27 protein-coding genes are annotated in these 26,580 nt (G+C 74.7%); 10 read left to right on the top strand and 17 right to left on the bottom strand.

The window, feature by feature from the left end:
• The 6 genes from GCU60_RS03005 to GCU60_RS02980 form a co-directional block, all read left to right on the top strand.
• On the top strand, window positions 1-413 hold a 413-nt coding region (locus tag GCU60_RS03005; protein ID WP_163202114.1), incomplete at its 5' end, for an extracellular solute-binding protein.
• Between the two features lie 8 nt (window positions 414-421).
• Complete coding sequence (locus GCU60_RS03000; protein ID WP_163202113.1) at window positions 422-2,017, top strand: ABC transporter permease subunit; 1,596 nt, start codon at window positions 422-424, stop codon at window positions 2,015-2,017.
• Window positions 2,014-3,081 carry an ATP-binding cassette domain-containing protein gene (locus GCU60_RS02995; RefSeq protein WP_163202112.1) on the top strand — a complete coding sequence of 356 codons (1,068 nt, stop codon included), beginning with the start codon at window positions 2,014-2,016 and terminating at the stop codon, window positions 3,079-3,081. The genes GCU60_RS03000 and GCU60_RS02995 overlap by 4 nt, the downstream gene beginning before the upstream one ends.
• A 65-nt stretch (window positions 3,082-3,146) precedes the next feature.
• Window positions 3,147-3,962 carry an aldolase/citrate lyase family protein gene (locus tag GCU60_RS02990; RefSeq protein ID WP_163202111.1) on the top strand — a complete coding sequence of 272 codons (816 nt, stop codon included), beginning with the start codon at window positions 3,147-3,149 and terminating at the stop codon, window positions 3,960-3,962.
• The gene (locus GCU60_RS02985; RefSeq protein ID WP_163202110.1) at window positions 3,959-4,810 is read left to right on the top strand and encodes an NAD-dependent epimerase/dehydratase family protein; all 852 of its coding nucleotides are present in this window, start codon (window positions 3,959-3,961) and stop codon (window positions 4,808-4,810) included. Before GCU60_RS02990 ends, GCU60_RS02985 begins: the two co-directional genes overlap by 4 nt.
• A complete protein-coding gene (locus GCU60_RS02980) occupies window positions 4,807-5,487 on the top strand; it encodes a glycosyltransferase (RefSeq protein ID WP_163202109.1) in 681 nt (226 codons plus the stop codon). Before GCU60_RS02985 ends, GCU60_RS02980 begins: the two co-directional genes overlap by 4 nt.
• Before the next feature lie 25 nt (window positions 5,488-5,512).
• Here the strand turns inward: GCU60_RS02980 and GCU60_RS02975 are convergent, their stop codons facing one another.
• Entirely contained in the window at window positions 5,513-6,955 is a 1,443-nt protein-coding gene (locus GCU60_RS02975) for a glycosyltransferase family 39 protein (protein WP_345770353.1), read from the bottom strand.
• A gap of 103 nt (window positions 6,956-7,058) precedes the next feature.
• Between GCU60_RS02975 and GCU60_RS19770 the strand changes: the two genes are divergently transcribed.
• Both GCU60_RS19770 and GCU60_RS19765 read left to right on the top strand, forming a co-directional pair.
• Window positions 7,059-7,406 (top strand): metalloregulator ArsR/SmtB family transcription factor, encoded by a 348-nt coding sequence (locus GCU60_RS19770; protein WP_204261232.1) that lies wholly within the window; start codon window positions 7,059-7,061, stop codon window positions 7,404-7,406.
• Window positions 7,403-7,894, top strand: coding sequence for an SRPBCC family protein (locus tag GCU60_RS19765; RefSeq protein WP_204261231.1), 492 nt, complete (start codon window positions 7,403-7,405; stop codon window positions 7,892-7,894). The genes GCU60_RS19770 and GCU60_RS19765 overlap by 4 nt, the downstream gene beginning before the upstream one ends.
• Window positions 7,895-7,938: 44 nt before the next feature.
• On the opposite strand, the gene GCU60_RS02965 is transcribed toward GCU60_RS19765, so the two are convergent.
• The 12 genes from GCU60_RS02965 to GCU60_RS02910 all read right to left on the bottom strand — a co-directional run bounded on the left by GCU60_RS02965 (window position 7,939) and on the right by GCU60_RS02910 (window position 19,626).
• Entirely contained in the window at window positions 7,939-8,586 is a 648-nt protein-coding gene (locus tag GCU60_RS02965; RefSeq protein WP_163202108.1) for a cyclodeaminase/cyclohydrolase family protein, read from the bottom strand.
• A 38-nt stretch (window positions 8,587-8,624) separates the two neighbouring features.
• Window positions 8,625-10,538 (bottom strand): aminodeoxychorismate synthase component I, encoded by a 1,914-nt coding sequence (gene pabB / locus GCU60_RS02960; RefSeq protein WP_163202107.1) that lies wholly within the window; start codon window positions 10,536-10,538, stop codon window positions 8,625-8,627.
• Window positions 10,538-11,398: a bifunctional methylenetetrahydrofolate dehydrogenase/methenyltetrahydrofolate cyclohydrolase FolD gene (gene folD, locus GCU60_RS02955; RefSeq protein ID WP_163202106.1), complete on the bottom strand. Its 861-nt coding sequence runs from the start codon at window positions 11,396-11,398 to the stop codon at window positions 10,538-10,540. Before folD ends, pabB begins: the two co-directional genes overlap by 1 nt.
• An 11-nt stretch (window positions 11,399-11,409) precedes the next feature.
• Window positions 11,410-12,324, bottom strand: a complete 915-nt coding sequence (gene purU, locus GCU60_RS02950) for a formyltetrahydrofolate deformylase (protein ID WP_239520288.1) — start codon at window positions 12,322-12,324, stop codon at window positions 11,410-11,412.
• Window positions 12,325-12,388: 64 nt separating this feature from the next.
• Complete coding sequence (locus GCU60_RS02945; RefSeq protein WP_163202105.1) at window positions 12,389-13,252, bottom strand: methylenetetrahydrofolate reductase; 864 nt, start codon at window positions 13,250-13,252, stop codon at window positions 12,389-12,391.
• Between the two features lie 44 nt (window positions 13,253-13,296).
• Entirely contained in the window at window positions 13,297-14,154 is an 858-nt protein-coding gene (locus GCU60_RS02940; protein ID WP_163202104.1) for a class III extradiol dioxygenase subunit beta, read from the bottom strand.
• Complete coding sequence (gene ligA, locus GCU60_RS02935; protein WP_163202103.1) at window positions 14,147-14,512, bottom strand: protocatechuate 4,5-dioxygenase subunit alpha; 366 nt, start codon at window positions 14,510-14,512, stop codon at window positions 14,147-14,149. The genes GCU60_RS02940 and ligA overlap by 8 nt, the downstream gene beginning before the upstream one ends.
• A 53-nt stretch (window positions 14,513-14,565) precedes the next feature.
• Window positions 14,566-14,847: a muconolactone Delta-isomerase family protein gene (locus GCU60_RS02930; RefSeq protein ID WP_163202102.1), complete on the bottom strand. Its 282-nt coding sequence runs from the start codon at window positions 14,845-14,847 to the stop codon at window positions 14,566-14,568.
• Between the two features lies 1 nt (window position 14,848).
• The gene (locus GCU60_RS02925; protein ID WP_163202101.1) at window positions 14,849-15,586 is read right to left on the bottom strand and encodes an alpha/beta hydrolase; all 738 of its coding nucleotides are present in this window, start codon (window positions 15,584-15,586) and stop codon (window positions 14,849-14,851) included.
• 265 nt (window positions 15,587-15,851) lie between these two features.
• Complete coding sequence (locus GCU60_RS02920; RefSeq protein WP_163202100.1) at window positions 15,852-17,213, bottom strand: aminomethyl transferase family protein; 1,362 nt, start codon at window positions 17,211-17,213, stop codon at window positions 15,852-15,854.
• Window positions 17,214-17,396: 183 nt separating this feature from the next.
• Window positions 17,397-18,623, bottom strand: coding sequence for a cytochrome P450 (locus tag GCU60_RS02915; protein WP_345770352.1), 1,227 nt, complete (start codon window positions 18,621-18,623; stop codon window positions 17,397-17,399).
• A 25-nt stretch (window positions 18,624-18,648) separates the two neighbouring features.
• Complete coding sequence (locus GCU60_RS02910; protein ID WP_163202099.1) at window positions 18,649-19,626, bottom strand: PDR/VanB family oxidoreductase; 978 nt, start codon at window positions 19,624-19,626, stop codon at window positions 18,649-18,651.
• Between the two features lie 77 nt (window positions 19,627-19,703).
• Between GCU60_RS02910 and GCU60_RS02905 the strand changes: the two genes are divergently transcribed.
• Entirely contained in the window at window positions 19,704-20,489 is a 786-nt protein-coding gene (locus tag GCU60_RS02905; protein ID WP_163202098.1) for an IclR family transcriptional regulator, read from the top strand.
• Window positions 20,490-20,521: 32 nt separating this feature from the next.
• Here GCU60_RS02905 and GCU60_RS02900 read toward each other — a convergent pair whose 3' ends face one another.
• From GCU60_RS02900 to ligM, 4 genes are all read right to left on the bottom strand, one after another.
• Window positions 20,522-20,815 (bottom strand): 2Fe-2S iron-sulfur cluster-binding protein, encoded by a 294-nt coding sequence (locus GCU60_RS02900; protein ID WP_345770351.1) that lies wholly within the window; start codon window positions 20,813-20,815, stop codon window positions 20,522-20,524.
• 152 nt (window positions 20,816-20,967) lie between these two features.
• Window positions 20,968-21,630, bottom strand: coding sequence for a response regulator (locus GCU60_RS02895; protein WP_163202096.1), 663 nt, complete (start codon window positions 21,628-21,630; stop codon window positions 20,968-20,970).
• Complete coding sequence (locus GCU60_RS02890; protein ID WP_163202095.1) at window positions 21,627-23,225, bottom strand: PAS domain-containing sensor histidine kinase; 1,599 nt, start codon at window positions 23,223-23,225, stop codon at window positions 21,627-21,629. The genes GCU60_RS02895 and GCU60_RS02890 overlap by 4 nt, the downstream gene beginning before the upstream one ends.
• Window positions 23,226-23,401: 176 nt before the next feature.
• Complete coding sequence (gene ligM / locus GCU60_RS02885) at window positions 23,402-24,802, bottom strand: vanillate/3-O-methylgallate O-demethylase (protein WP_163202094.1); 1,401 nt, start codon at window positions 24,800-24,802, stop codon at window positions 23,402-23,404.
• Between the two features lie 364 nt (window positions 24,803-25,166).
• Here ligM and GCU60_RS02880 point away from each other — a divergent pair, with 364 nt between their 5' ends.
• Window positions 25,167-26,411, top strand: a complete 1,245-nt coding sequence (locus GCU60_RS02880) for an MFS transporter (RefSeq protein ID WP_163202093.1) — start codon at window positions 25,167-25,169, stop codon at window positions 26,409-26,411.
• Window positions 26,412-26,580: the final 169 nt, after the last annotated feature.

The following is a 26,580-nucleotide window of genomic DNA, read 5'->3' as shown; positions in this document are numbered from 1 at the left end:
CGAGCAACACCGCGATCATGAAGGCCGTGGACGAGGGCGAGGTCCCGGTCGGGATCACCTATCACTACTACTGGTTCCGCGACCAGGCGCAGAACGGGCTCATCGGTGACGACGCCCGGCTGCACTACTTCGGCAACCAGGACCCGGGCGCCTTCGTCAGCGTCTCCGGCGCCGGCGTGCTCGCCTCCTCCGACCAGAAGGAGCAGGCCCAGCGCCTGGTCGAGTACCTCACCAGCGCCGCGGCGCAGGAGCGGCTGGCCGGCAGCAGCGCGCTGGAGTACGCGGTGGGCACCGGCGTCGCCTCCGCCGAGGCGCTGCCCCCGCTCGAGGAGCTCCAGGCGCCCGACGTCGACCCCGGTGACCTGAACGCGCCGCTGGTCACCGAGCTGATGCAGGAGGTCGGGCTGCTCTGACCGTCCCCGTGCTGCACGTCGACAGCCCCGGTCCGCCGCGCGAGCAGGCGGACCGGGGCTCTCGCGCGTCTTTACGGGGGAGAGCGCTGCGCCGCACGCCGCTGACCCTGGCACTGGCGGTCGCCGTGGCGGCGCTGGCGCTGCTGCCCCTGGGCTACATCGCCTGGTACACCGCCGACATCGGCTGGGCCGGGGTCCGGGAGCTGGTATTCCGGCCGCGGGTCGGCGAGCTGCTCTGGAACACCACCCGGCTCGTGGTGGGCACCGTCGCCTGCTGCGCCGTGCTCGGCCTGGCCGCCGCGTGGCTGGTGGAGCGCTCCTCGGTGCCGGCCCGCCGGGTGTGGCACGTGCTGCTGGTGGCGCCGCTGGCCGTGCCGGCGTTCGTCAACAGCTACGCGTGGATCTCGCTGCTGCCGGGGCTGGACACCTATGCCGGCGCGCTGCTGGTGGTGACGCTGTCCTACTTCCCGTTCGTCTACCTGCCGCTGGCCGCCGCCTTCCGGGGCCTGGACCCGGCGCTGGAGGAGACCGCGCGCGGGCTGGGCCTGTCGGGCTGGGCGGTGTTCCTGCGCGTGCAGCTGCCCCAGCTCCGGGTGGCGCTGCTCGGCGGGAGCCTGCTGGTCGCCCTGCACCTGCTGGCCGAGTTCGGCGCGCTGCAGATGCTGCGGTACCCGACGTTCACCACGGCCATCTACGACCAGTACCGCGCGACCTTCAACGGCCCCGGCGCCACCATGCTCGCCGGGGTCCTCGTGCTGCTGTGCCTGGTGCTGCTGGTCGCCGAGCTGCGGCTGCGCGGCCGGCGGGGCTACGCGCGCACCGGCCGCGGCGCCGCCCGCCCGGTGCGCCCGGTCGCGCTCGGCTCGTTCACCGCCCCGGTCCTCGCCGGGCTGGGTGCGCTCGTCGCGCTCGCCCTGCTCGTGCCGCTGGGCAGCCTGGGCTACTGGATGCTCGCCGGTGCCGCGACCCCGCTCGACTGGGCTGCCCTGGCCGGGACGACCGGGACGACGCTGGCCCTGGCCGCCGCCGCCGCGGTGGGGACGACGGCGCTGGCGCTGCCGACCGGGTGGCTCGCGGTCCGCGCCCGCGGCCGGCTCAGCACGCTGCTGGAGCGCAGCACCTACCTCGGCAGCGCCGTCCCCGGCATCGTCGTCGCCCTCGCGCTGGTGACCCTCAGCGTCCGGGCCACGCCCTGGCTCTACCAGACCGTGCCCGTGCTGCTGGCGGCGTACGCGATCCTCTTCCTGCCGCGCGCCATCGTCACGGTCCGGTCGGCGGTGGAGCAGACGACGCCGCTCTACGACGACGTCGCCGCCTCCCTCGGCTCCGGTGCGGGCGACCGGTTGCGCCGGGTCACCCTCCCGCTGCTCGCCCCCGGCATCGGCGCCGGTGCCGCCCTGGTGTTCCTCGCCGTCGTCACCGAGCTCACCGCGACCCTGCTGCTGGCCCCGACCGGGACGACGACGCTGGCCACGGCGTTCTGGTCGGCGAGCAGCGCCCTGGAGTACGGCGCCGCCGCCCCCTACGCGGTGGTCATGGTGCTGCTGTCCGCACCCGCCACCGTCCTGCTCTCCTCCGACGCCCGACGAGGTCTGACCACGTGAGCTCCCTGACCGTGCACGGCATCACCAAGTCCTTCGCCGCCACACCGGTGCTGACCGGCGTGGACCTGCACGTCCCCGAGGGCAGCTTCATCGCGCTGCTCGGGCCGTCCGGCTGCGGCAAGACCACCCTGCTGCGCCTGATCGCCGGCTTCGACGACCCGGACTCCGGCACGGTGGTGCTGGGGGAGCGGGTGGTGGCCGGTGGCGGGCGCAGCGTCCCCGCCCGGCGGCGCGGGATCGGGTTCGTCCCGCAGGAGGGCGGGCTGTTCCCGCACCTCACCGTCGCCGGCAACATCAGCTTCGGCCTGCCTCGCGGGCAGCGCCGCGACGGCGTGCGGGTTCGTGAGCTGCTGGAGCTGGTCGGGCTGCACGCCGCGCTGGCCGAGCGCTCACCGCACCAGCTCTCCGGCGGGCAGCAGCAGCGGGTGGCGCTGGCCCGCGCGCTGGCCCCCCGGCCGTCCCTCGTGCTGCTCGACGAGCCGTTCTCCTCGCTGGACGCCGCCCTGCGCGAGGAGACCCGGGTGGCGGTGTCGGCCGCGCTGACCGCCACCGGCGCCACCGCCGTCCTGGTCACGCACGACCAGGCCGAGGCGCTGTCGATGGCCGACCAGGTGGCGGTGCTCCGCGGCGGCCGGCTCGTGCAGCTCACCGACCCGCGCACCCTCTACCGCCGGCCCGGCGACCTCGACGTCGCCACCTTCGTCGGCGAGGCCGTGGTGCTGGACGCAAAGCTGCGGGGCGGGCTTGCGTCCTCCGCGCTCGGCGAACTGCCCTACGAGGCGGCCGCGGTGGCCGTGCCGGATGGGCCGGCGCGGATCCTGCTGCGGCCCGAGCAGCTGCGGCTGGCCGCGCCGCGGCCCGACGGTCCGACCGCGCGGGTGCGCAGCGTCGACTACTACGGCCACGACTCGCGGGTGTGGCTCGACCTCCCCGGCGGCGTGCGCGTGAGCGCCCGGCTCGACGGCGCCGACCTGCCGGCCGCCGGTGACGACGTGTCGATCACCGTGCGGGGCACCGCGCTGGCCTTTCCGGCCGGGGCGACGGCCAGCGAGCCGGTCGCCTGACTCCGTCCGGCGCGCCCCGGCGGGGGGTGGCGATCGATCAGTTAGGGAAGCCTAAGCTGCGCTCCGTGGACCTCTTCCTCTTCACCGTCGATCCCCGCTGGGGAGCCGACGTCGTGAGCGCCGGCGCGGCCGGGATCGTCGTGGACTGGGAACGCCGCGGCAAGGCCCGGCGCCAGGAGGGCGAGGGCACCCAGATCAACGCCGACACCGCCGAGGACCTGGCCCGCATGCGGGCGGCCACCGACGGCCGGCTGCTCTGCCGGGTCAACGGCTACGGGCCGTGGACCGGCCTGGAGGTCGACGAGGCGATCGCCCGCGGCGCCGACGAGCTCCTGCTGCCGATGGTCCGCACCCCCGAGGAGGTCGACCGCACCCTCGACCTCGTCGCCGGCCGCTGCGGCCTCGGCATCCTGATCGAGACCCAGGGCGCCGTCGACCGGGCCGCGGAGCTGGCCGCCCGGCCGCTGGCCCGGATCTACGTCGGGCTCAACGACCTGCGCATCGACCGCGGCTCCCGGGAGCTGTTCCGGCCGCTGGTCGACGGCACCGTCGACGCGGTGCGCAGCCACGTCGACGGGCAGTTCGGGGTGGGCGGGCTGACCCTGCCGGGCCGTGGCTTCCCGGTCTCCAGCGACCTGCTGGCCGCCGAGCTCGTCCGGCTCGGCGCGGACTTCACCTTCCTGCGCCGGTCCTTCACCGCCGACATGGCCGACCGCGACCCCTTCGTCGAGGTGCCCCGGCTGCTGGCGAGCGTGGCCGGGCTGCGCCGCCTGCACCCGGGGGAGGCGGCCGGGCTGCGGCAGGAGTTCGTGGCGGCCGTGACGACGGCGGGGATGCCGGCCCCCGAGCGGGAGCCGGCGGTCGCCGCGCAGCCGGCGTGAGAGCCCTCGTCACCGGCGCCGGCGGCTTCGTCGGCCGGCACCTGGTCACCCGGCTCACGGCGGACGGCTGGGACGTCGTCGGGCTGACCCGGGCCGACGTCGACCTGACCGACCCGGCGGCGGCCGCGGCCGCGGTCCGGTCGGCCGAGCCGGACGTGGTGTTCTCCCTGGCCGCCGCGCGGCGCAAGGCGACCGTGCGCGAGCGGGCCGACACGGTGCTGGTCAACACCAGCCCCTGGCTGGTCGACGCGCTGCCCGACCGCTGCCGGGCGGTGGTGCGGCTGGGTTCCTCGACCGAGTACGCGGCCGCACCGCACCCGCTCACCGAGGACGCCGCCCTGCACCCGCGCGGCTTCTTCGGCGCCACCAAGGCGGCCGGCTCGATGCTGCTCCAGGCGGCCGCCGCGGAGCGGGGGGTCCGGTCCGCGGTGCTGCGCGCCTTCCAGGTCTACGGCCCCGGCGACCACCCGACCCGGCTGGTGCCGGTCGTCCTCGCCGCGGCGCGCAGCGGCGCTACCGTGCCGCTGCCGGGGGCGATCAGCCGGCGCGACTGGGTGTGGGTGGGCGACGTCGTCGACGCCTGCGTCCGCGCGGCGGTCGACGAGTCGCTGCCGGCCGGCGCGGTGCTCAACATCGGCACCGGGGTGCAGACCAGCACCGAGGAGCTGGTCGCCGTCGCCGAGCGGGTCACCGGGCGCACCGTCGCGACGGCGCCGGGGGCACACCCCGGCCGGGACTGGGACACCGCCGACTGGGTCGCCGACCCCTCCGCCGCACGCCGGCTCCTCGGCTGGGAGCCGGCCGTGGACCTGGCGGAGGGGCTGGCCCGCACCTGGGCGGAGTCATGACGGGCCGGGTGGCGGTGGTCGTGCCCGTGTACCGCAACGCGGACACCCTCCGCCCGCTGGCCGAGCGGCTGGCCGGCGCGCTGGAGGGGCGCGACTGGCGGCTGCGCCTGGTCATCGACGCCTCGCCCGACGACAGCGCCGCCGTCGCCGGTGAGCTGGCCGCCGGGGACGCGCGGATCGCCGTCACCGGGCTCACCGTCAACGCCGGCCAGCACGCCGCGATCGCCGAGGGCCTGGCCGCCGAGGCCGCGGCCGACGTCTGGGTCTGCCTGGACGCCGACCTGCAGGACCCGCCGGAGGCGGTGCCCCTCCTGCTCGACCGGCTGGCCCGGGGCGACGTCGGGGCGGTGTTCGCCGGCCGGCGGGGCGCCTACGAGTCGCTCTCCCGTCGGCTCACCGGCACCGTGCACCGGCGCCTGGCCGCCCGGCTGACCGGCCTGCCCGCGGACGCCGGGGCGTTCTTCGCCATGGACGCCGCCGTCCGGGACGCCGTCGTGGCGGCCGTGACCGAGGAGGGAGCGCCCAGCGTGGTCCTGGGCGTGGCCCGGGCCGGCGTGCCGGTGGTCAGCCTGCCCGTCGAGCGGGACCAGCGGCCGACGGGGAGCTCGGCGTGGACCGGCCGGGCCCGGCTGCGCCAGTCGGCGCGCTCGCTCTACTGGGCCGCGCGCCGGCGCTGAACAGGGGTGCCGCCGGGAGACCGGCTCAGCGCACCCAGCGCTGGAGGACCAGATCGGTCTTGTCGCCGCCGAAGAAGTGCTCCGCCACCTGCCGGAAACCGCCCTCGGCGAGTATCTCGTCGTCGTCGGTGGGGGAGGAGCGGCCGTCGATGACGCGGCGGACGAGCCACAGCGCCCGCGCGTCGGCGGGGGCGTCGTCCGGCGGCAGACGCAGCTCGGCACGCAGCTCCGGCGCCAGCGTCCGGACGTAGTGGTCCAGGCCGAGCGCCGACCGCATGTCCGCGGCCACCACCGGCTCGCCCGGGCGGTGCAGCTCGGCCAGCACGCGGACCAGGTCGTCGGCCCGCTCCCGCGGCTCGCGGTCGTACAGCGGCGCCGACGCCAGGAGCGAGCAGGCCACGAGCAGCGCCGCCAGTGGCCCGCGAGCAGCGCGGGGAGCGCTCAGCGCGCCGGCGGCGGCCAGGACGCCGAGCCCGAGCAGGCCGGCCAGCAGGTAGCGGGGGAGGAAGACCGGGCGCACCAGCTCGGCGAGCACGAGCAGCAGCAGCGGCACCACGACCCACGCCGTGGCCACGACCCGCAGCCCCCCGGCGCGGGCGGCCCCGAGCACCGCCAGGACGATCGTGAGGAGCAGCAGCGGGCCGGACGTGGCCGTCCACGCCTCCACCGCCAGGACGACCAGGCGGCCACCGGTGTCGTTGAGGTGCTCGGCGTTGCGCCCGCCGGTGCCGTTGAGCAGGTTCACCCCGACGAGGGCGACGACCGGGAGCGCGGCCGCGGCGCCGGTGAGCACCAGCGGCAGCGCCCGCCGTCCGCGGAGCAGGATCCCGGCGACGACGAAGGCGGCCAGCACCGTGACCGCGTACCAGTGCGCCAGGCCCATGCCGGCGCCGGCGAGACCGAACAGGAGCAGCCCGCGCGGCGGCTCCTGCAGCCACCGGACCAGGCCCAGCGCGGCGCCGCCGGTGGCGAGCACCGCCAGGCCGTAGCTGCGCGCCTCGACGGCCTGCTCCAGCAGCAACGGGCTGCAGGCGAGGACGACGCCGGCGAGCACCCCCGTCGCGCGGCCGGTCAGCCGGCTCACCGCACGGGTGACGAGGGCGAGCCCGCCGGCCGTCGCGAGCAGTGAGAGCACGCGCAGCGAGGTGTCACCCCCCAGCCCGGGCAGCGACACCCAGGCGTGGGTCACGACGTAGTAGGGGGCGTTGTACGACGGCGGCACCCCGGCCAGGTAGCTCGTCGTGCCGGTGCCCTCGGCGATCGCGGTGACGATGTCGGCCAGGGGCAACCGGGCCACCTCGGCGGTGAACAGCTCGTCGAACCAGAGGCCGTGGCCGGCCAGCAGCAGCCCGGCGCCGAGGAGGAGCACGAGCAGCGGTGGCAGGAGTTCGGGCCAGGTCCACCGCGCGCCGGTGGTGTCGCGGTCCGGGACGGACGGCGCGTCGTCCTGCAGCGCCGCCGTCGTCACCCCGCCAGGTTAGGCGAGCCTTCCTCCGGGGCCCGCACGGCACGGGGCTGCCGCCGGCGCGGGTCTTGCGCCGGAACAGCGGCCCGCACTAACGTACAACCTTGTGGTTGTATATCAGCTGGGCCAGGAGAGCGTCGACCGGATCTTCGCCGCGCTCGCCGATGCCACCCGGCGCGACATCGTCACGCGGGTGATGGCCGGGGAGTCGTCGGTGTCGGCGCTCGCGCGGAACTACGAGATGAGCTTCGCCGCGGTCCAGAAGCACGTGGCCGTGCTCGAGAGAGCGCGGCTGGTCAGCAAGGAGCGTCGCGGCCGCGAGCAGATCGTGCGCGGCGACGTCGGCACGGTTCGAGCGGCCGCCCGGCTGCTCGGTGAACTCGAGGAGCTCTGGCGGGCCCGCATCGGCCGCATCGACGACCTCCTCGCCGCCCCCGGAGGAGATGCACGATGACCGTCGTCAGCACGCAGTCCGACGTCGAGAACCTGACCTTCACGATCGTGGCCGAGTTCCCCGCCCCGCCGTCGCGCGTGTGGCAGGTCTGGGCCGACCCGCGGCAGCTGGAGCGCTGGTGGGGGCCGCCGACCTGGCCGGCCACCTTCACCGACCACGAGCTGACGGTGGGCGGAACGGCTGCCTACGTCATGACCGGTCCCGAGGGGGAGAAGGCGCACGGCTGGTGGCGCTTCACCGCGGTCGAGGAGCCCACCCGGCTGGAGTTCGAGGACGGGTTCGCCGACGAGCACGGCACCCCGGCGGCCGATCTGCCGGTGACGACCGCGCGGGTCGAGCTCCAGGAGACCGACGGTGGCACCCGCATGACCGTCCGGTCGCGGTTCCCCTCGACCGAGGCGATGGAGCAGATGGTCGCCATGGGCATGGCCGAGGGCATGCAGCAGGCCATGGGCCAGATCGACGAGCTCCTGCTCGCCGGCGTCTGACGGTCCCGGCGGGCCCGGGCCCGCCGTGACCGCCGGCCGACGGGTCAGCGGGCGATCAGCCGCCGGACCTCCGCCTCGACCGCATCGGCCCGGGCGGTCAGCTCGTCGACGACCGCGACCGCGTCGGTCAGCTCCTGCCGGGCCCCGTCGTCCTCGATGCCGGCGAGGTTGGTCTCCACGGCGAGCCGTGCCGTCGTCGCCGCCGCACACGCGGCCGCGGTCGCGGCGGCGACGTCGCTGACCAGGTTCCGGTTGGCGACCGGGAGGATCCGCTCGGCCAGCGAGGTCAGCGCCACCGCGATGTCGATGATCCGCCGGGGCGGCTGGGCCGCGTCGAGCTGGGCGGCACCCATCGCCTGCTTCCGGGACGCCTTCTCCTCCTCGCTGTCCCGCGGCATCTTCATCGCCGCCGCGACCGCGGAGAACGCCGCCTCGTCGTCGGCCGCCGCTGCCAGGCAGGCCTCGCGCTGGGCGTCGGCCTCGGCGACGATCTCGCCCACGAGGGCGGCGTGCTCCTCGTCGGTGGTGAAGCGGCCGACCATCGCGACGAGGGACGCGGAGAGCGCCGCCTCGATCCCGGCGGTCGCGCCGGCGCCGGGAGCGGCCAGGCGGGCGGCCAGCTGGCCGAGGAACCCGCCGAGGGACTGGCGGTCGACGTCGTCGGCGGAGGGCGCGGTGCTGGGGGAATCCACGGGGATGGCCTCGCTGGGGAGTCGGGGAGGGGGCTGGCTCACCTGTGCCCGCGCGAGCGCAGGATCGAACCGCGCGCCGCCGGCTCCGCGGCCGGCCGCGGGAGCAGCCGTCGGTCGGCGGGGTCCCCGCCCGGCGCCGCGGGGGCCAGCAGCGCCGTCCGCCAGCCGCGCAGCGAGCTCACCACGGCGAGCTCCTCGGCCGCCCGCAGGTCGGCGACGGTGAGGACCCGCTCCCGAAGACGGCCCAGCTCCAGCAGCCGGGCCCGCTCGACACCGGGCAGGCACCCCGAGCCGGTCGGCGGGGTCCACCACTGCTCGCCCAGCCGCACCGCGAGGGTGGCGATCGTCGTCTCGGTCAGCTCGCCGCGCTGGTTGACCAGCACGACGTCGTCGGCCTCCGGGTGGCGGAGCGCCCGGGAGCGGTAGACCTCGCGCCGGGTGGTCTTGTGCTGCAGCCAGGGGCTGCCCGCGTCGACCGGCTCGTCGTCCAGGGCCAGCCGGACCGGGCGGGCCGGCGGCGGCGGCAGGGGACCGACGTCCACCCGCACCCGGCCGTCCCGGAACAGCAGCGCACGCACCCGGGCCGGTTCCTCGCGGCCCGCCACGGCGGAGCCCAGCGACCCCGCGACGGCGTCCCGGTCGAACCGGAAGCCGGACCAGTCGGCCGAGTCGGCCATCCGGTCGAGGTGGCGCTCCACGTTGCGGAGCCCCTCGCCGGGCACGAAGGCCAGGGTCTCCAGGAGCTGGTGGTCGGCCACCGGATGGGCCAGGACGGCGGCCTTGGCGTGCAGCTCGGCGCGCTCCCGGGCCGGGTCGGAGCCCCAGGTGATCCCGCCACCGGCGCCGTACACGCCCGCCCCGGTGGCGCGGTCGACGACGGCGGTCCGGATGGCGACGCTGAACCGCGCGCGGAAGGCGGCGGTCGGCGGGGCGACCAGCCCGATGGCGCCGCAGTAGACCCCGCGCGGGGTCGGCTCCAGCTCCGCTACGAGCCGCATCGTGCGCTGCTTGGGTGCGCCGGTCACCGAGCCGCAGGGGAACAGCGCCCGGAAGATCCCGGTCAGCCCGACCCCGGGCCGCAGCCGGGCGCTGACCTCCGAGGTCATCTGCCACACCGTCGGGTAGCGCTCCAGGGAGAACAGTTCGTCGACGGTCACGCTGCCGACCTCGGCGATGCGGCCGAGGTCGTTGCGCAGCAGGTCGACGATCATCAGGTTCTCCGCCTGCTCCTTGCTGCTGGCCCGCAGCAGGCGGCTCTGCTCCCGGTCCTCGGCCGTCGTCCGCCCCCGCGCGGCGGTGCCCTTCATCGGGCGGGTGCGCACCCGCGCGCCGGTCCACTCGAAGAACAGCTCCGGGCTGGCACTGGCGACGGCGAACCGGCCCAGGTCGAGGTAGGCGTTGTGCGCCCCGCGCTGGGCGAGGGCGAGCCGGGCGTAGAGCGCCGCGGGGTCCCCGGCGTCCCGGGTCCGCAGCCGGTCGGTGAGGTTGCACTGGTAGGTCTCGCCGGCGGCGATGTGCTCGCGGACCGTCGACACCGCGCGGGCGTGCTCGTCGTCGGTCCAGTCCGGCTGCCACGAGACCGGCGCGCGGGGGTCCTCGGGGACCTCGCCGACCGGGGCCACCGGGCGGGGCTCGGCGCACAGCCCGAACCAGACCAGCGGCGGCTCCCCGGGCACGTGGGCTCCGGGCAGGCCGTCGTCCAGCCCGGAGGCCGCCTCGTAGGACACGAACCCGAACGCCCAGGCGCCCGCCTCGGTCGCGTCGTGCACCTCCTGCAGCACGCCGGCGACCTCGTCGGGCCGCGTGGTGCTGAGCACCCGGTACGGCGGTGGGCAGAGCAGCGCCGTCCCGGCCCGCAGGTCGTCGAAGCGTGCCCAGGGGCCGTCGGGAGGCGGCTGCTCCTCGGGGGCCCGCGCCCGGGCCCTCCCCGGCGCGACCGGGGACGGGTCCATCAGTCGCCGCGCCCCTGCTGGGCCTTCGCCGCCTCCAGCGTGTTGGCCAGGAGCATCGCGATGGTCATCGGCCCCACGCCGCCGGGCACGGGGGTGATCCGGCCGGCCACCTCGGCCACCGCCGCGGTGTCGACGTCGCCGTGCAGGCCGTCCTCGCCGCGGTGGATCCCCACGTCGATGACGGTGGCTCCGGGCTTCACGCCGTCGGCGCCGACCAGCCCCGGGATGCCGGCGGCGACGACGAGCACGTCGGCCCGGCGGCACACCTCGGCGAGGTCGCGGGTCCGCGAGTGGCAGATGGTCACCGTGGCGTTCCGCTCCAGCAGCAGCTGCGCCATCGGCTTGCCGACCAGCACCGAGCGGCCGACGACGACGGCCTCGGCCCCCTCCAGCGCGACGCCGGCCCGGTCGAGCAGCACCATGACGCCCGACGGGGTGCACGGCCGCAGCCCGGGCCGCCCCTGGGCCAGCAGGCCCGCGTTGGCGGTGGTGAGCCCGTCGACGTCCTTCTCGGCGGGGATCCGGGCCAGCAGCGCCTCGGAGTCCAGGTGCTTGGGGGCCGGCAGCTGCAGCAGGATGCCCGACACCGCCGGGTCCGCGGCCAGCTCGTCGATGAGGGCGGCCGCCTCCTCCTGGCCGACGTCCCCGGGCAGGTGCCGGTGCAGGTCCTGCATGCCGACGGCCACGCAGAGCCGGCGCTTGTTGCGGACGTAGACCTCCGAGGCCGGGTCGTCCCCGATCAGCACCGTCGCCAGCCCCGGCGCGGTGCCGCCCGCGGCGAGCAGTTCCTGCACGCCGGCCGCGACGTCCTCGCGTACCTGGCGCGCGACCGCCGTCCCGTCGATCAGCTCTGCCGTCATCGCCGCGCTCCTCAGAAGACGATCGTGGTGTTGTCGTGGCGGGCCACGCGGTCCTCCAGGTGCCACCGCACGGCGCGCGACAGCACCGCACGCTCGACGTCGGCACCGAGCCGGACCAGGTCGTCGGTGGCGTGTCGGTGGTCCACGCGGACGACGTCCTGCTCGATGATCGGGCCCTCGTCCAGGTCCTGGGTGACGTAGTGCGCCGTCGCCCCGATCAGCTTGACGCCGCGGTCCTTGGCCTTCTGGTACGGGCCGGCCCCGATGAAGGCGGGCAGGAACGAGTGGTGGATGTTGATCAGCGGGCAGCCGACGCCGTCGAGGAAGTCGCCGCTGATGATCTGCATGTAGCGGGCGAGCACCACCAGGTCCACGTTGCCGCGGAGCAGCTCGAGCATGCGCTGCTCGGCCTCGGGGCGGTTCGCCCGGGTGGCCGGGATGTGGAAGTAGGGCACCCCGAACGGGCGGACCTGCTCGGCCAGGTCGGCGTGGTTGGAGATGACCATGACCACGTTCATGTCCAGCTCGCCGCGGCGGTTGCGCCACAGCAGGTCCAGCACGCAGTGGTCGGTCTTGGAGACCATGATCGCGACCCGCTTGGGCCGCGCCGCCTCGCTGAGCCGGAACTCCATGTCGAACCGGTCGGCGACCTCGGCGGCGAAGGCGCGCTCCAGGTCGTCACGGGCGGCGGCGAGCCCGGGCAGGTGGAACTCGGTCCGCTGGAAGAAGCAGCCGCCCACCTCGGCGGTGGAGTGCTGGTCCAGCGTCACGATGTTCGCGCCGGACTTGGTGAGGAACGTGCTGACTGCCGAGACGATCCCCGGCTGGTCGGCGCACTGGACCAGGAGCCGGCCGTGGTCGGCGTCGACGCGACCGTGGTGGGTCGAGCGGGGGAGGGGGGAGGCGTTCGGCATCGGTGCGGTCATGGCTTCTCCGGGGTCGGACCGGCCGCCGGGCCGGGCAGGGTGGGTGGGGCGTCGACCGTGGGTCTCAGGCGAGGCCCTGGATCGTCTGCTTCCGCCACTCCTCGGTGGGCTCGAGGTCGTTGAAGGTGAACACGTGGAAACCGGTGATGGTGTTGTCCGGCTTGCCCATGTGCGGCGCGAGGCCCTTGATGATCTTGGCCGGGTTGTAGCCGCCGGGCACGAAGAAGCGCCAGAGCAGGGTCTGCTGCTTCTTCAGGAACTTCGCCGACTCCCCGATGCCGAGCCCGCCGGAGACCCGCAGCAGCTTCTGCCGGCTGACCGCGCCGGGGACGCCGACGTGCACCGGCAGGTCGATGCCGCGCCGCTTCAGTTCCCGGGCCCAGCGCAGGATCACGGCCGGGTCGAACACGATCTGGGTCTTGATGTGGTTGGCCAGGGACGCCTTGTCCTTGAGCGCCTGGAACAGCACGTCCTCGCTGACCGAGGGGTGCCCTTCCGGGTGGCCACCGATCCCGATGTCGGTGAAGCCGTGGTCGAGCTCGTGCAGCGCGACCAGCAGGGCGTGCGCGTCCTTGAACTCGGTGGGCGTGTCCGTCGGGTCCCCGCCGACGACGAAGACGTCGGTGATCCCGGCCTCGCGGCACCGGGCGACGATGTCGGCGAGGTGGCCCCGGCTCTGGACCTGCTGCGCCGAGAGGTGCGGCGCCACGTGGTACCCGTGGCCGGCCAGCGCGACGGTGAGGTCGATCGTCACGTCCTGGCCCTTGGCGGGGGAGGCGGTGACGGTCAGCCGCACGTCCTTGGGGACGTGCTGCAGGACCTGCTCCTGGGTCTTCTTGAAGGGGATGACCTCGTAGCCGAGCGTCTCGAAGCTGCGCCGCAGGGTGGCGCGGGTGTTCGGGTCCCGGACGGTCAGAGCTCGGTTCACGGTGGCCTTTCCTCGGGCAGCTGGTGGAGGGCTCGGGTCGGCGCTCAGGCCGGCTGGGGAGCCCGGTTGTCGAAGAGCGCGATGCCGGCCGCGGTGTTCGACGCCGGCAGGAAGTAGTGCGAGTGCACCTTGGTGACCTCGTCGGCCATGGCGCCGCGCATGATCAGCCACATGATCAGTTCGATGCCCTCGGAGCCCGCCTCGCGGATGAGCTCCTCGCGGCTGAGACCGGCCAGCGCGGCGGGGTCCTTCTCGATCTTCTCGAGCCACATCTTGTCGAACTCGGGGTTGATGAAGCCCGCGCGGGCGCCGGCCAGCTGGTGGGACATGCCGCCGGTGCCCAGGACGCCGACGGTCACGTCGTCGCCGTAGGAGCGGATCGCCCGGCCCAGCGCCTGCCCGAGGGCGTAGCACCGCGCGGCGGTGGGCTGCGGGTACTGGATGACGTTGACCAGGATCGGCACGACCGGGCACGGCCAGGCGTCGCCGGGCTCCGGTGTCCACACCGACAGCGGAACGGTGAGCCCGTGGTCGACCTCGAGCTCCTGGAAGACGGTGAGGTCGAAGTTCTCGTCGACCAGGCTCTCCAGCAGGTGCAGCGAGAGCTCCGGGTCGCCGATCACGTCCGGGACCTGGCGCGGGCCGTAGCCCTCGTCGGCCACGCGGTAGTGGTCCGCCGTGCCGATCCCGAAGGTCGGGACGATGTCCAGGTCCAGGCCGTTGGCGTGGTCGTTGTAGACCACGATCGCCACATCGGGCTTGTGCTCGGCCAGCCATGCCCGGGCCGGCGCGTACCCGTCGAAGAGGTCCTTCCAGTTCGGGTCCTCGGTCTTGCCGCGGTCCATCGCCGCGCCGATCGACGGCACGTGGGACGTCGCCAGCCCCCAGATCACCTCAGCCACGTCGGCCTCCCGCCCGTAGTTCCGCCAGGAACTCCTCCTCGGTCATGCCGGTGAACACGCCACCGAGGTACTGCATGGACCGGCCGTCCATCATGGCCAGCTTGTAGACGTAGAAGATGCTGCCGCCGAGGTCGATCATCGCCGTCCAGTCGCGGTCGAGGACGGCCTGCGTCTGCTCGGGGGCGAGCTGGAACTCCGCGCAGTAGGCGGCCTCGTCGGCGGCGAAGCGCTCGCGGTTCTCCGCCGAGCGGAAGCTCATCAGCATCTTGTTCAGGCGCAGCCCGCGCCGGCTGGTCTGCCCGTCGAAGATCGGCGTGCCCGGCACGTTCAGCCGGCCGCCAGTCTCGTTCGTGCTCATCGGGGATCCCTTGCTCGTGGGGGAGGGCGGGGCGACCGCCAGGGCGGCGGCCGTCACGACGTCCGCTCCTGGGGGTGGGTGGCCAGCGCCTCGACGTGGACGTCCAACCACGGTGCCATGGGCAGCGACATGAGGGCGTCGTGGAGGGCGGCCGGGTCCTCGGCCTCGTAGAGGCCGATCGTCGCGTTGCGGCCGGGCACCCGCCACAGCCGCTTCAGGATGCCCGCCGCCCGCAGCTCCATGGCGCGGGCGCGCTCCCCGGCGCGCAGCTCCTCGCGGCGCTCCGCGGGGGTGTCGGCCGGCAGCCGGTTCTCCGACCGGACGAGGAACTCCACGTCAGACTCCCGTCTCTCGCCGCGCGGCCGACGGTCGGCCGGCGATCTCGAGCAGCGCGGCGGCCAGCTCGGCCGGCGCGGTCACCATCGCCTCGTGCCCGGTGTCCAGCTCGTGCACCGGCCAGCCCCGCTCGCGGGCCCGGTCGGCCTGGCCGGCGAACACCCGCATCCAGCTCACGCACTCGATGAAGGCCGCGGGCACCCGGTCTGCCGCCCCGGTCAGGCGCAGCGCGTCGGTGTAGGTCTTCCAGGGGTGCGGCGTGAGCTTCGGGAGCAGCCAGTCGACGTCGGCCTGCTCGGTGACCCCGAGGACCGACAGCTTGCGCACCGCCACCAGCCACCCGAAGCCCTGCTCGGCGGCCGACTCGGCCCAGTGGTGCTCCACGGTCTCGGGGAGCAGGTCGCGGGCCGCCTCGCCGTCGGCACCGACGAAGGCGTCCAGGTACACCCGCTGCGCGACGGCGTCCGGACGGCGGTCGGCCACGGCCGTGACGATCTGCCCGGCATAGCTGTGGCCGACGAGGACGACGTCGGTCAGGCCCAGGACGTCGATCAGCCGCACGACGTCCTCGACGTGCGTCTCCAGCCCGACCAGCGGCGAGAGGAGGTGCGCCCGCTCGGACAGGCCGGTCAGCGTCGGGGCGTGCACCTCGTGGCCGGCGTCCCGCAGGAGCGGGGCCACGCGGTCCCAGCACCAGCCGCCGTGCCAGGCCCCGTGGACCAGGACGAACGTGCTCATCGGGCCATGTCCCCGGACGGGGTCCGCCGCCGCGCGCTGCTGGTCACGCCGCGCCTCCTCCGAGATCCTTGTCCGGCGCGGGACGACCACGCGGACGGGTGCACTGTCGGGTCCACGCTAGTGAGAGCCGGATCACGGCGGATCGGTCCGATGTCACCGCCGCGGCCGCCGAAGCGACCATCGGCGACTACGTCATCTGTCGTGGGCGGTGCCGGGCGCCGGCGGCGGACCCGCGACCGGGCCCGCCGCCGCGCCGTCCCCCGGGTCAGCGGGTCCGGTAGCCCTCGCGGGCGAAGTCCACGAACGGCACGGGGGCGACCGTGGCCCGGATCTCCACCTGGCGGTGGTCCTCCACGGCCGGCTTGGCCGAGACCGGGTGCTCGCCCCACACGACGGTCACCTCGGTGCCGGGCTCGGCGAACTCCGCGTCGACGACGGCGAGGGACACCGTGGCGCGCTCGTTGGCGAGGTAGCCGCAGTCGAGGGACAGGCCGACCTGCCGGCCGTCCACGAGCACCTTGTCCTCGTGGTGGGTGGCGTACCGGAGCTTCGGCAGCTCCATGTACTTGGCCCCCGGCCCGGGCCGGAACAGGGAGCCGATCGCCGCGGCGACGTCGTCGGCGTCCCACACGAGGGTGACCTTCGTGCGCGAGGGCGCCTGCGCCATCCGCTCCAGGGCCTCCCGGCCGACGAACTCGTGGTCGAACCGGACCGTCTTGCCGTACCCGACCTCGTAGGGGGTGAGGCAGTAGTCGCGGATGTCGGCGGAGTCCATGCTCCCGCCGATCGAGCCGACCTTCGCCGCCGGCAGCCACTCGCGGTACTCCGCCATGAGCGGGTCGTCGGAGAACAGCGCCGCCATGGGGGCGGGCACCCAGCCGGACTCCAGGTTGGCCGTGGAGTAGGCCTTGGCGCCGACGCGCACCAGGCCGTGCTCCTGCCCGGCCTCCAGCAGGGCGGCGAGGACGGCGTCCCCGTCCTCCCACGGGCCGAAGAGCTCGAAGCCGGGCTGGCCGGCCATGCCGTGCCGCAGGGCGCGGACGCGACGGCCGGCGATGGTGAACTCGGCCATGTTGAAGAACTTCACGTCCGGCAGCGGGGCGCCGGTCACCTGCTCGACGAGCGCGCCGGCCGTCGGTCCCTGCAGCTCGTAGCGGTACAGCTTCGGCGGCCCCGACCTGCGGACGGCGGAGTTGTCGTCGCGCTCGGCGGTGGCCGCGTAGTCCCCGCGCTCGAGGTGGAAGGTCACCCAGTCGATGACCATCGGGTGACCGACGAGGTCGAACAGCTCGTCCTCGAGGCGGAACAGGATGGCGTCGCCGATGAGGTGCCCCTCGGGGTTCACCGCGACGAACTGCTTGGCCTTGCCGACGCCGAAGTTCGCGAACGAGTTGACGGCGAGGTCGCTGAGCAGCCGCAGCGCGTCGGGGCCGGAGACGAACAGGTCGGTCATGTGGTGGGACTGGTCGAGCAGTGCGCAGCTCTCCACCCAGGACCGCTGCTCCGAGCGCCAGTTGGTGAACTCCGGCTGCACCGGGAAGGTGCTGGGCGGGAAGCTCAGGTTGCGGAGCAGCTCGACCGGGCTCCCGGCGCGAGCGAGGGCAGCGGCAAGGCTTTCGGACGTCATGGGGTGAGGACCTTCCGTCGACGTGGACCGGGCGACGTGGCGCCCGGGTGGGCTGGCTCGGTGATCCACAAGCTAGGGATCCCGGCCGGTCCCCGGATCCCGCGAATGACGCGTCCCGGGGGCGACGGGACGTGACCGGTCCGCGACATCCGACGTAGCGGCGGCCGTCCGCGCCGGTGCCGATCAGCCGAGGGTGAGGCGCACCGGCAGGCTCTCCCACGCCCGCAGGGTGTTGTTGTGGTGCCGCACCGGAGGGCCGTCGAGCTCGATGGTCGCCACCCGACGGGCCAGCGCCGTCAGGATCGACTCCGCCTCCAGGCGGGCGACGTGCTGGCCGACGCACTGGTGGATGCCCATGCCGAAGCCGACGTGCCCGGACGGGTCGCGGGACAGGTCGTAGCGGTCGGGGTCGGCCCACCGGCGCGGATCGCGGTTGGCCGCGGCGAGGAACATGAGGATCTTGCTGCCCTCGGGGATGAGCACGTCGTGCACCCGCACGTCCGTCGTCGCGGTGCGGAAGAAGGTCTGCACCGGTGACTCCCAGCGCACCGCCTCGTCGAAGGCGACGCGGGCCAGCGACGGGTCCTCGCGCAGCCGCTGCCACTGGTCGGGGTGGGTCGCGAAGGCGTAGAGGATCGCGGAGATGGCGTGCACGGTGGTGTCCACGCCGGCGGTCAGCAGCGACCGGACGACCAGCGGCGCCTGCTCGGGGGTGATGTCGCCGCGGTCGCTGGCGGCCCAGATGTCCGCGCCGAACCCGGCCGGGGACAGCACGTCCCGCTGGCACTGGGCGTTGACCCAGCCCGACAGCTCCGCCACCCGGGGCGTCCCCTTGGCGACCAGGTCGTTGTCCGGGCCGAAGGCGTTGAACGCGTGGTTGCCGTAGGGCAGCAGCCGCTCCCGGCCGCCCTTCGGGATGCCGACGGCGTCCGGGAACACGCGCAGCGGGAAGGCGGTGGACAGCTCTGCGACCGCGTCGAAGGCGGTGGCGCGGGACAGCACCTCGTCGACGAGCAGCTCGGCGTCGGCCGCCCAGCCCTCGCGCAGCCGGCGCAGCGCCCGCGGGCCGAGCACCTTCTGCAGCACCCGGCGCGGCGCGTCGTGCCGCGGCGGGTCGGCCTCGAGCAGCAGGCTCGGCGGCCGCCACGGCTCCTCGTAGCGGAAGTTGGACAGCCCGACGCCGGCCGAGGACTGGAAGCCCTGCCAGTCCACCAGCGCGGCGTGCACGTCGTCGTACCGGGCGAGGGCGAAGACGTCGTACCGGTCCAGGTGCACGACCGGCCCGGCCTCGCGCAGCGCGGCGTGCATCGGCAGCGGGTCCTCGAGCACGTCGTGGGCGAACGGGTCCACGTCGCTGTGCGGGACACCGGTGGCGGAGGCCGCGGTGCCGGGAGGGACGGTGGTGGTCACGGGGAGCTCCTGGAGTGCCGGGGGGTCAGAGGTCGAGGACGAGGCGCTCGTCGCGGGAGCGGGAGACGCAGACGTACATGCAGTCGTCGGCCTGGCGCTCGTCGTCGTCGAGGAGGGCGTCGCGGTGGTCGGGCCGGCCGGCCAGCACCGTGGTCTCGCAGGTGCCGCAGACGCCGCGCCGGCAGGAGGAGAGGACCTCGATCCCGACCCGGTTGAGCGCCTCGAGGACCGTCACGTCGGGCGTCACGGTCACGGTCGTGCCGGTGCGTGCGAGCTCCACCTCGAACGGCGCGATCCGGGCCGGCGCGCCGGCGTCGTCGGCGACGAACCGCTCGACCCGCAGGCTGTGCGGCGGCCAGTAGGCGCAGGTCCGCTCCATCGCCGCGAGCAGGGGAGCGGGTCCGCAGGAGTAGACGCGGACGCCGTCCCGCGGCGCGCCGAGGAAGCCGGGGAGGTCGAGCAGGCCGTACTCGTCCTCGGGGCGGACCAGGACCCGGTCGCCGTAGGCGGCCAGCTCGTCGAGGAAGGCCATGGAGCTCCGCCGCCGCCCGCCGTACAGCAGCCGCCAGTCGGCGCCCAGCAGCTCGGCCTGGTGCACCATCGGCAGGATCGGGGTGATCCCGATGCCGCCGGCGACGAAGAGGTACTGCTCCGACGGCACCAGCGGGAAGTTGTTGCGCGGCCCGCCCACGCCCACGAGGTCGCCCACCTGCAGCTGCTCGTGCACGTAGGCCGAGCCGCCCCGGCTCCCCGGCTCCAGCAGCACACCCACGCGGTAGGTGGTGGCGTCCCACCGGTTCCCGCAGAGCGAGTACTGCCGGGTCAGCCCGTTGGGCAGGATCAGGTCGATGTGCGACCCCGGGGTCCAGTCGCGCAGGCGGTTCCCCGACGGCGCGGCGAGCTCGAGGGTGAGCACGCCGTCGGCCTGCACCTGCTTGCCCGTGACCCGCAGGCTGGCGACGGCGTCGGCCAGGGGTGCCCTTGCGGGGGTGGTGGCGGTCATGGTCCGAGCGTGCGCCCGGGTCGTGTGACGTGGGAAACAACGTCTCAATGGTCGAGAGGGTCTGGCACACTCCCGCCATGTCCCGCACCCCGACCGGTGAGTCGTCCCTGGCCCGGGCGGTCCGGGTGCTCGACGCCTTCACCGCGGACCGGCCGACGCTGCGGGTCTCGGAGATCGCCCGGCGGTCCGGGCTGCACGTCGCCACCGCCTCGCGGATCGTCGGTCAGCTCGTCGACGAGGGGATGCTCGCCCGCGGTCCGGACGGCAGCGTGCGCGTCGGCATGCGCCTGTGGGAGCTGGCGTCGCGGGCCGCGCCGACGCGCACGTTCCGGGACGCGGCCATGCCCTTCCTGGAGGACCTGCACGCGGTCGTGGGCCACCACGCGCAGCTGGCCGTCCGGGAGGGGGAGGAGGTCCTCTTCGTCGAGCGGCTCTCCGCACGCGACGCCGTCGTGAACTTCTCCCGCATCGCCGGCCGGCTGCCGCTGCACCTCTCCTCCTCCGGCGTGGTGCTGCTGGCCTACGGCCCGCCCGACGTGCGGGAGCGGGTGCTCGCCCGGCCCCTGGAGGCGGCGACGCCGGCGACGATCACCTCTCCGGAGCGGCTGCGGTCGGTGCTGGCGCAGGTGCGCCAGCAGGGCTACGCGCTGCTGCCCGGGCACGTCCACGAGGACGCGACGGGGATCGCCGTGCCGGTGCGCAACGGCCTGGGCGAGGTCGTCGCGGCCCTGTCGGTCATCGTGCCGAACGACGACCGGGCGGCCTCCGCGGTGCCGGTGCTGCTGGCCACCGCCCGGGGGATCGGCCGGGCGCTGCCCGGTCCCGACGGCCCGGCCGGCCCGGCGACGTCCCGGAGCGGGTGACCGGGCGGCGGCCCGGCACCCGCCGTTGGGGCTCAGAGGTCCAGCACCAGCCGGGACGAGCCGCGCGAGACGCAGATGAGCATGGTCTCGCCGCACGCCCGTTCCTCGGCGGTGAGCAGCCCGTCGCGGTGGTCGGGCCGGCCCTCCAGCACCCAGGTCTCGCACGCCCCGCAGAGGCCGTCCGCGCACGGGGCCGTCACCTCGAGGCCGGCCTGCCGCGCCGCCTCCAGGATCGAGGTCCCCGGAGGCACCTCCAGCAGGGTCCCGGCGGCCTCGCACACCACCTCCAGGCACTGCGGCTGCTCGGCCGGTTCCGGGACGGTCACACGGTCCTCCCTGGGCGAGGAGGAGACGCGGGTGGGGGAGCGGCGCCTCCTGGCCGAGACGCTAGGAGGCCGGGACCGGTCGCGGATCGCGCAGGTGACCCGGCTTTCCGGTCGCCGGACGTCGCACCGCCGGCGAGACATCTGACGCGGACTCACCGCGGCTGGACGAGCCCCTCCCGGACGGCCAGCAGCGCGGCCTGGGTGCGCGAGGTGAGCCCCATCTTCGTCAGCAGGTGGCTCACGTGGGTCCGTGCGGTGCGCTCGCTGATGACCAGGTGCCGGGCGATGTCCTTGTTGGACCGGCCCTCGGCGATGAGCACGAGGACCTCCTTCTCCCGTGCCGTGAGCACTCCCAGCCCGGTCCGGGGGGAGCGGATCTCCTGCGTCAGGCGGCGGGTCACGGCCGCGTCGAGGAAGACCTCGTCCCGGACCGCCGCGCGCAGGGCCGCGTGCACCTCGGCCGGGCCGGCGTCCTTGAGCAGGTAGCCCGACGCGCCCCGCTCGAGGGCGGCGTGCACCCGCTCGACCTCACCGAAGCTGGTCAGGATGACCACGCGCACGCCGGCGAAGCGGCGCAGGATCTCCTGGGTCGCGGTGACGCCGTCCATCCCGGGCATCTGCAGGTCCATGAGGACGACGTCGGGCAGCTCGCCGTGCGAGGCGGCCCGGCCCAGGACGTCGAGCGCCTCCTGGCCGTCGCCCGCCTCGCCGGCCACCTCCACGTCCTCGAGCGCCTCGAGGTAGGCCACCACGCCGCGGCGGACGACCGCGTGGTCGTCGACCACCAGCACCCGGATCGGCTGCGGTGCGGTCATGGTGTGGGCTCCTCGGAGTCGGGGGTCATCGTGGGCAGGGACGGCAGCAGCGGCAGGGTCAGGTGCACCCGCGTGCCACCGGAGGGGAGGGCGCGCACCCGGACCACGCCGCCCCAGCGGGCGGCGCGCTCCCGCATGGCGGTCATGCCGAAGCCGCCGGCCGGTGAGTTCCCGTCGCGGGCGCCGGTTCCCTCGCCGATCCCGCAGCCGTCGTCGCGCACCTCGGCGACCAGACGGCGCCGGCTGCCGTGCGTGGTCACCGCGACGCGGACGCGCATCGAGCTGGCGGAGGCGTGCTTGACGCTGTTGTGCACCGCCTCGGCGAGGATCCGGTAGACGTCCTCCAGCAGGTCGGCGTCCAGGTCGGTCAGCTCCCCGGCGGGGTCCTCCACGTCCAGGGAGGTGGCCAGACCGGTCCGGGTGCCGGTTGTCTCGAGCAGGCTGCGCAGCGCGGAGGACAGCCCGCGCCCGGTGCCGGTCGCCGGGCGCAGTTCGACCACCATCCCGCGGAGGTCGGCCAGCACGTCCTCGGCGCTGCTGCTGAGGTCGTCGGCCACCTGGGCGATCTTCTCCGGGGCCGGGGGCAGCCCGCGCTCCACCAGCACCCCGAGCGAGCGGGCCTGCATCATCATCGAGAAGACCTGCTGGACGACGGAGTCGTGCAGGTCGCGGGCGAGCTGCTGGCGGGCCTCGCGGCTGGCGACGTCCCGTTCGCGTTCCAGGAGCGCGGCGTGGTCCACGGCCATCGCGGCCTGCTCGGCCATGGCGAGCAGGAACTCCAGCTCGGTGTCGCCGACGGTCTGCCCCGGCGCGAAGAAGGCGTTCAGGATGCCGACCGGTTCGCCGCGGGCCAGGAGCGGGACGCTGGCGAACCAGTCCCACCGGGGGTTGCCCATCATCTCGTGCAGCGGGGCCCACGCCGGGTCCTGCATCACCGCGTCGTACCGGTCGGCCAGCACCAGCGGCGTGCGGCTCTGCAGCGCGTCCAGCATGGCCAGCCGTGCACCGCGGGCCCGGCACTCCACGAGCTTGTCGAAGAAGTCCGGCGTCCGCACGAACCCGGCCGCGCCCATCACGTGCAGCCGGTCGCCGGTCGAGTTCACGGTGAGCACCTGCACGCCGGCCAGCGAGTCGGTCCGCGCCACCTCGCGGGCCAGCGCCTCGAGCGTGCCGACGAGGGACCGCTTGGTCGCCACGCTGGACGCCGCCTTGGCGATGGCGGCCAGCCGTCGCTGCCGTTGCCGGCTGAGGGTGACGTCCCGGAAGGACACCACCCACTCCTCCCGGCCGGGCACCTGGTTGACCAGGTAGGCGAACTCGCGGCGCGCGCCCGGTCCGGTCCGCCACTCGACGGTGGACTCGCCGGCGCTGCCGGCCCCGGCCGCGGAGAGGGAGGCGGGGGCGGGGAACGGCGAGCGGACCCCGGTGACCGGGCCGGCCGGCAGCCCGCACAGCGCGCGGGCGGCGGGGTTCGCCTCGACGAACCGGGCGTCGGCGTCGATGACCGCCAGTCCCTCCAGCGCGTGCTCGAACACGTCGCCGGGAGCGGCGCCCGCGGGGGGCTGCCCCGCGGCGGACCGCACGTCCAGCTGCATGCCCGCCCCTTCCTCTCCGCCCTGGCCGGCCTCCCCGGCGTCGTCATTGTGGCCCCCGTCCGACCGCCGTCGGCCCGGCGGCGGGGCCGCATCCCCCGGGAGGGGGCCGGTACGACGAGGGCCGGGCCGCGACCGCAGGACTCCCTGCGGTCGCGACCCGGCCCCGGGTCGTGCGATCAGGCCTTGCCGTCGGTGCGCCAGCCGCCCTGGTAGGTCTCCCGCGCCATCTTGGCGTAGGGGACCGGGCTGACGATGGCGCGGACCTCGAACTGCTCGTGCGGCTCGACGGTGGTCTTCTCGCTGCCGCCGTCGGGCTCGCCCCAGACCACCTTGACCTCGGCGCCGTGCGGCACGTCGGGGCTGATGGTGGCCAGCGACAGGCCCTTCTGCTCGTTCGCCGAGATGCCGGTGAACATGGAGACGCCCAGCACGGTGCCGTCGGCGTCGATCACCTTGTCGAAGTTCGACGACCCGTAGTTGGCGTTCGGCAGGTCGAAGAACTGGTACTTGGCGCCCTCCACGGGGGAGGCCAGCAGCTTGGCGAGGTCGTCGGAGTTCCACTCCAGGGTGACCTTGCGACGCTGGGCGTCCTTGTCCAGGGCCTCGAGGGCGTCCCGACCGATGAAGTCGTGGTCGAACTTCACGAAGGAGCCGTAACCGAGCTCCCACGGGTTGGTGTAGTAGTCCTCGATGTTGTCCGACGTGAAGCTGCCGGCGATGGCGTTGGTGGCCTCGTAGCTGTCGGCGCCGAGCCACTCGCGGTAGGGGCGCAGCTCCTCACCGGTGTAGATGGCCGGCAGCGGCGAGGGGATCCAGCCGGACTCGAGGGTGTTGGTCGAGTAGGCGCGGGAGCCGACGGGCTCCATGCCGAACTCGCGGCCGGCCTCGAGGATGGCCTCGCGGATCCGGTCGTAGCTCTCGTAGGGGCCCCAGATCTCCAGGCCCGGCGCGCCGGCCATGCCGTGGCGCAGCGTGCGCACGCGCTCGCCGGCGATCGTCATCTCGCCCATGCGGAAGAACTTGAGCTGCTCCACGGTGCCGCCGTTGAGCTTCTCGATGATCTCCCAGGCGCGGGGGCCCTGGATCTGGAAGCGCCACAGGTCGCGGTTGACGGCCTTGCCGTAGGGCCGCGACGGCGAACGGGGGTCGTTGCGGATCTCGACGTCGTAGCCGCCGGTCTCGCCCTGGAACTGCAGCCAGCTGGCGCCGGGCGCGCGGCCGACGTAGACGTACTCGTCCTCGTCGAGGTGGAAGAGGATGCCGTCACCGATGACGTTGCCGGCCGGGGTGACCGGGACGAACTGCTTGGCCATGTTCACCGGGAAGTTGGCCACGCTGTTGATGCCGGTGTCGGAGATGAGCTTGAGGGCGTCCGGGCCCTTCATGAAGAGGTTGAACATGTGGTGCGACTGGTCGAAGAGCACGGCGGTCTGCTGCCACGCCTTCTGCTCACGCCGCCAGTTGGTGAACTCCGACGGCACCACCGGGTAGATGTAGGTGCCCAGCTGGGAGTTGCGCAGCAGGCCGACGGTGTCGCCCTTCTGGTCGAGGAGCTCCTGGAGATTCTTCGCGGTCATGTCCGTCCGTTCTCGTCGGTGTCACTTCTGCGGGCCGGTGGGGCCGGCCCATGGCCTTCGGTGGCCGGTGGTCGGCTCGCGGTGGCGATCCGGCCGGGGAGCGTCGCTCCGGAGTCGGTCGAGGCTTCCCTCGCCCGGGATGTGGTCCGCCAATCCGCCGGCGAACGAGTGGGTGATCATCCGGTCGTTCCCAGCGTAGAGCGGCGAGGGTGTGCCAGGACACATGCATCCGTCACCCTCCACCGGCCGATACGGCCGCTCGGCGTGCGTCGGATGACCCGACGTCCGGGTCATTTGACGTATTCACCGGCTGGTCTGCGCCTCCCTGGGTGACGACGACGGCCGGATCGGCCACATTGGCCGCGTGCGGACCACCGGGGCAGCAGGCGGCGCGGCGTCGGGTGGGCGCTCCGGGGGGCCGGCTCCGGTCGCGACCGGTGCCGAGCGCACGTCCTGGAGCGCCGTGGCCTGCCTGATGGGCGCCGGCGTCGTCGCCGCCGCGCAGATCGGCGGGGCCGCGGCCGCGCTGCCGGTCCTGCAGGACGAGTTCGGGCTCAGCCCCTCCACCGCGGCCTGGTACCTCTCGACGGTCAGCGCCCTGAGCGCGGCCGGCGGGGTCCTGCTCGGCTGGCTGGGGCAGACGCTGGGCTTCGGCCGCCAGGTCCGCCTCGGCCTGCTGGCGATCGTCGTCGCCGACCTGGGCGGTGCGGCGGTCGACTCCCTGACGGGGCTGCTGCTCGCCCGGGTCGGCGAGGGGCTGGGCCTGGTCATGGTGATCCTCGCGGCGCCCCCGCTGCTCGCCGAGGTGTCGGGACCGGCGCACCGGCGGCTCGTCGCCGGCGGCTGGGGCGCCTACATGCCGGTGGGCTCGGGGTTGGCGGCGCTGCTCGTGCCCTCCGCGATCGGCCTCGTGGGCTGGCGGGGGGCGTCGGTCGTCGACGCCTGCCTGGCGGCGGCCGTCCTGCTGGCGGTCCTGCGCCGGGTCCCGCCCACCGGGGTCCGCGGGCGCGCGTCGGTCGGCGGGCTGCTGGGTGCCCTCCGCTCGCCGTCCGTCGTGGTCATCGCCGTCGCCTTCGCCCTCTACTCGGCCCAGTACCTGGCCGTGGTGGGCCTGCTGCCGGCGTCGCTGGTCGCCGACGCGGGGTTGTCGGTCGCCGCCGCGGGCCTGGTGGGCGCCGTCGTCTTCCTGGTCAACGCTCCGGCCAACGTCCTGGGGGCCTACCTGCTGCACCGCGGAGCGCCGCTGCGGTGGGTCATCCCCGCCGGGTGCGCCGGGATGGCCGTGACCGTGTGGGGCGTGCTCGACCCGGCGCTCCCGCTGGGGCTGCGGATCGCCTCGGCGATGGCGTTCTCGTTCATCTCCGGGCTGGTGCCCTCGGCGCTCTTCGCCGGCCTGGCCGCGGTCTCGGCGGGCACCGCCTCGGCCGGCGCGGCCATCGGCCTGGTCACCCAGGGGTCGGGCGTGGGCCAGCTGCTCGGCCCGCCGCTGGTGGTCGCGGTGGGCACCGCGCTCGCCCCGGGAGCGGCCCAGTCGGCCGTGCTGGTGGGCCTGGCCGCGCTCGTCGCCGTCGGTGCCGTGGCGCTGCCCCGCGGCGAGCGGATCGCCTGATGCGGCGTCGAGGGCGGCGGCGCGTGGCCGAGGGGCGAGGGGCGGGCGGGTCTCCGGGGGCGTTGGTGACGGCCCGGCAACTTTCCCACCAAAATCGTTGTCAATCCCGGGCGGGGTCCGTAGGTTCCGGGCGGGCTGACGTCCGTGACCCACGCAACACCCGAACGGC

It is taken from the genome of Blastococcus saxobsidens (genome assembly GCF_010682065.1).
Classification (GTDB): Bacteria; Actinomycetota; Actinomycetes; order Mycobacteriales; family Geodermatophilaceae; genus Blastococcus; species Blastococcus saxobsidens_B.
This window is presented reverse-complemented; position numbering and strand designations above follow the sequence as displayed.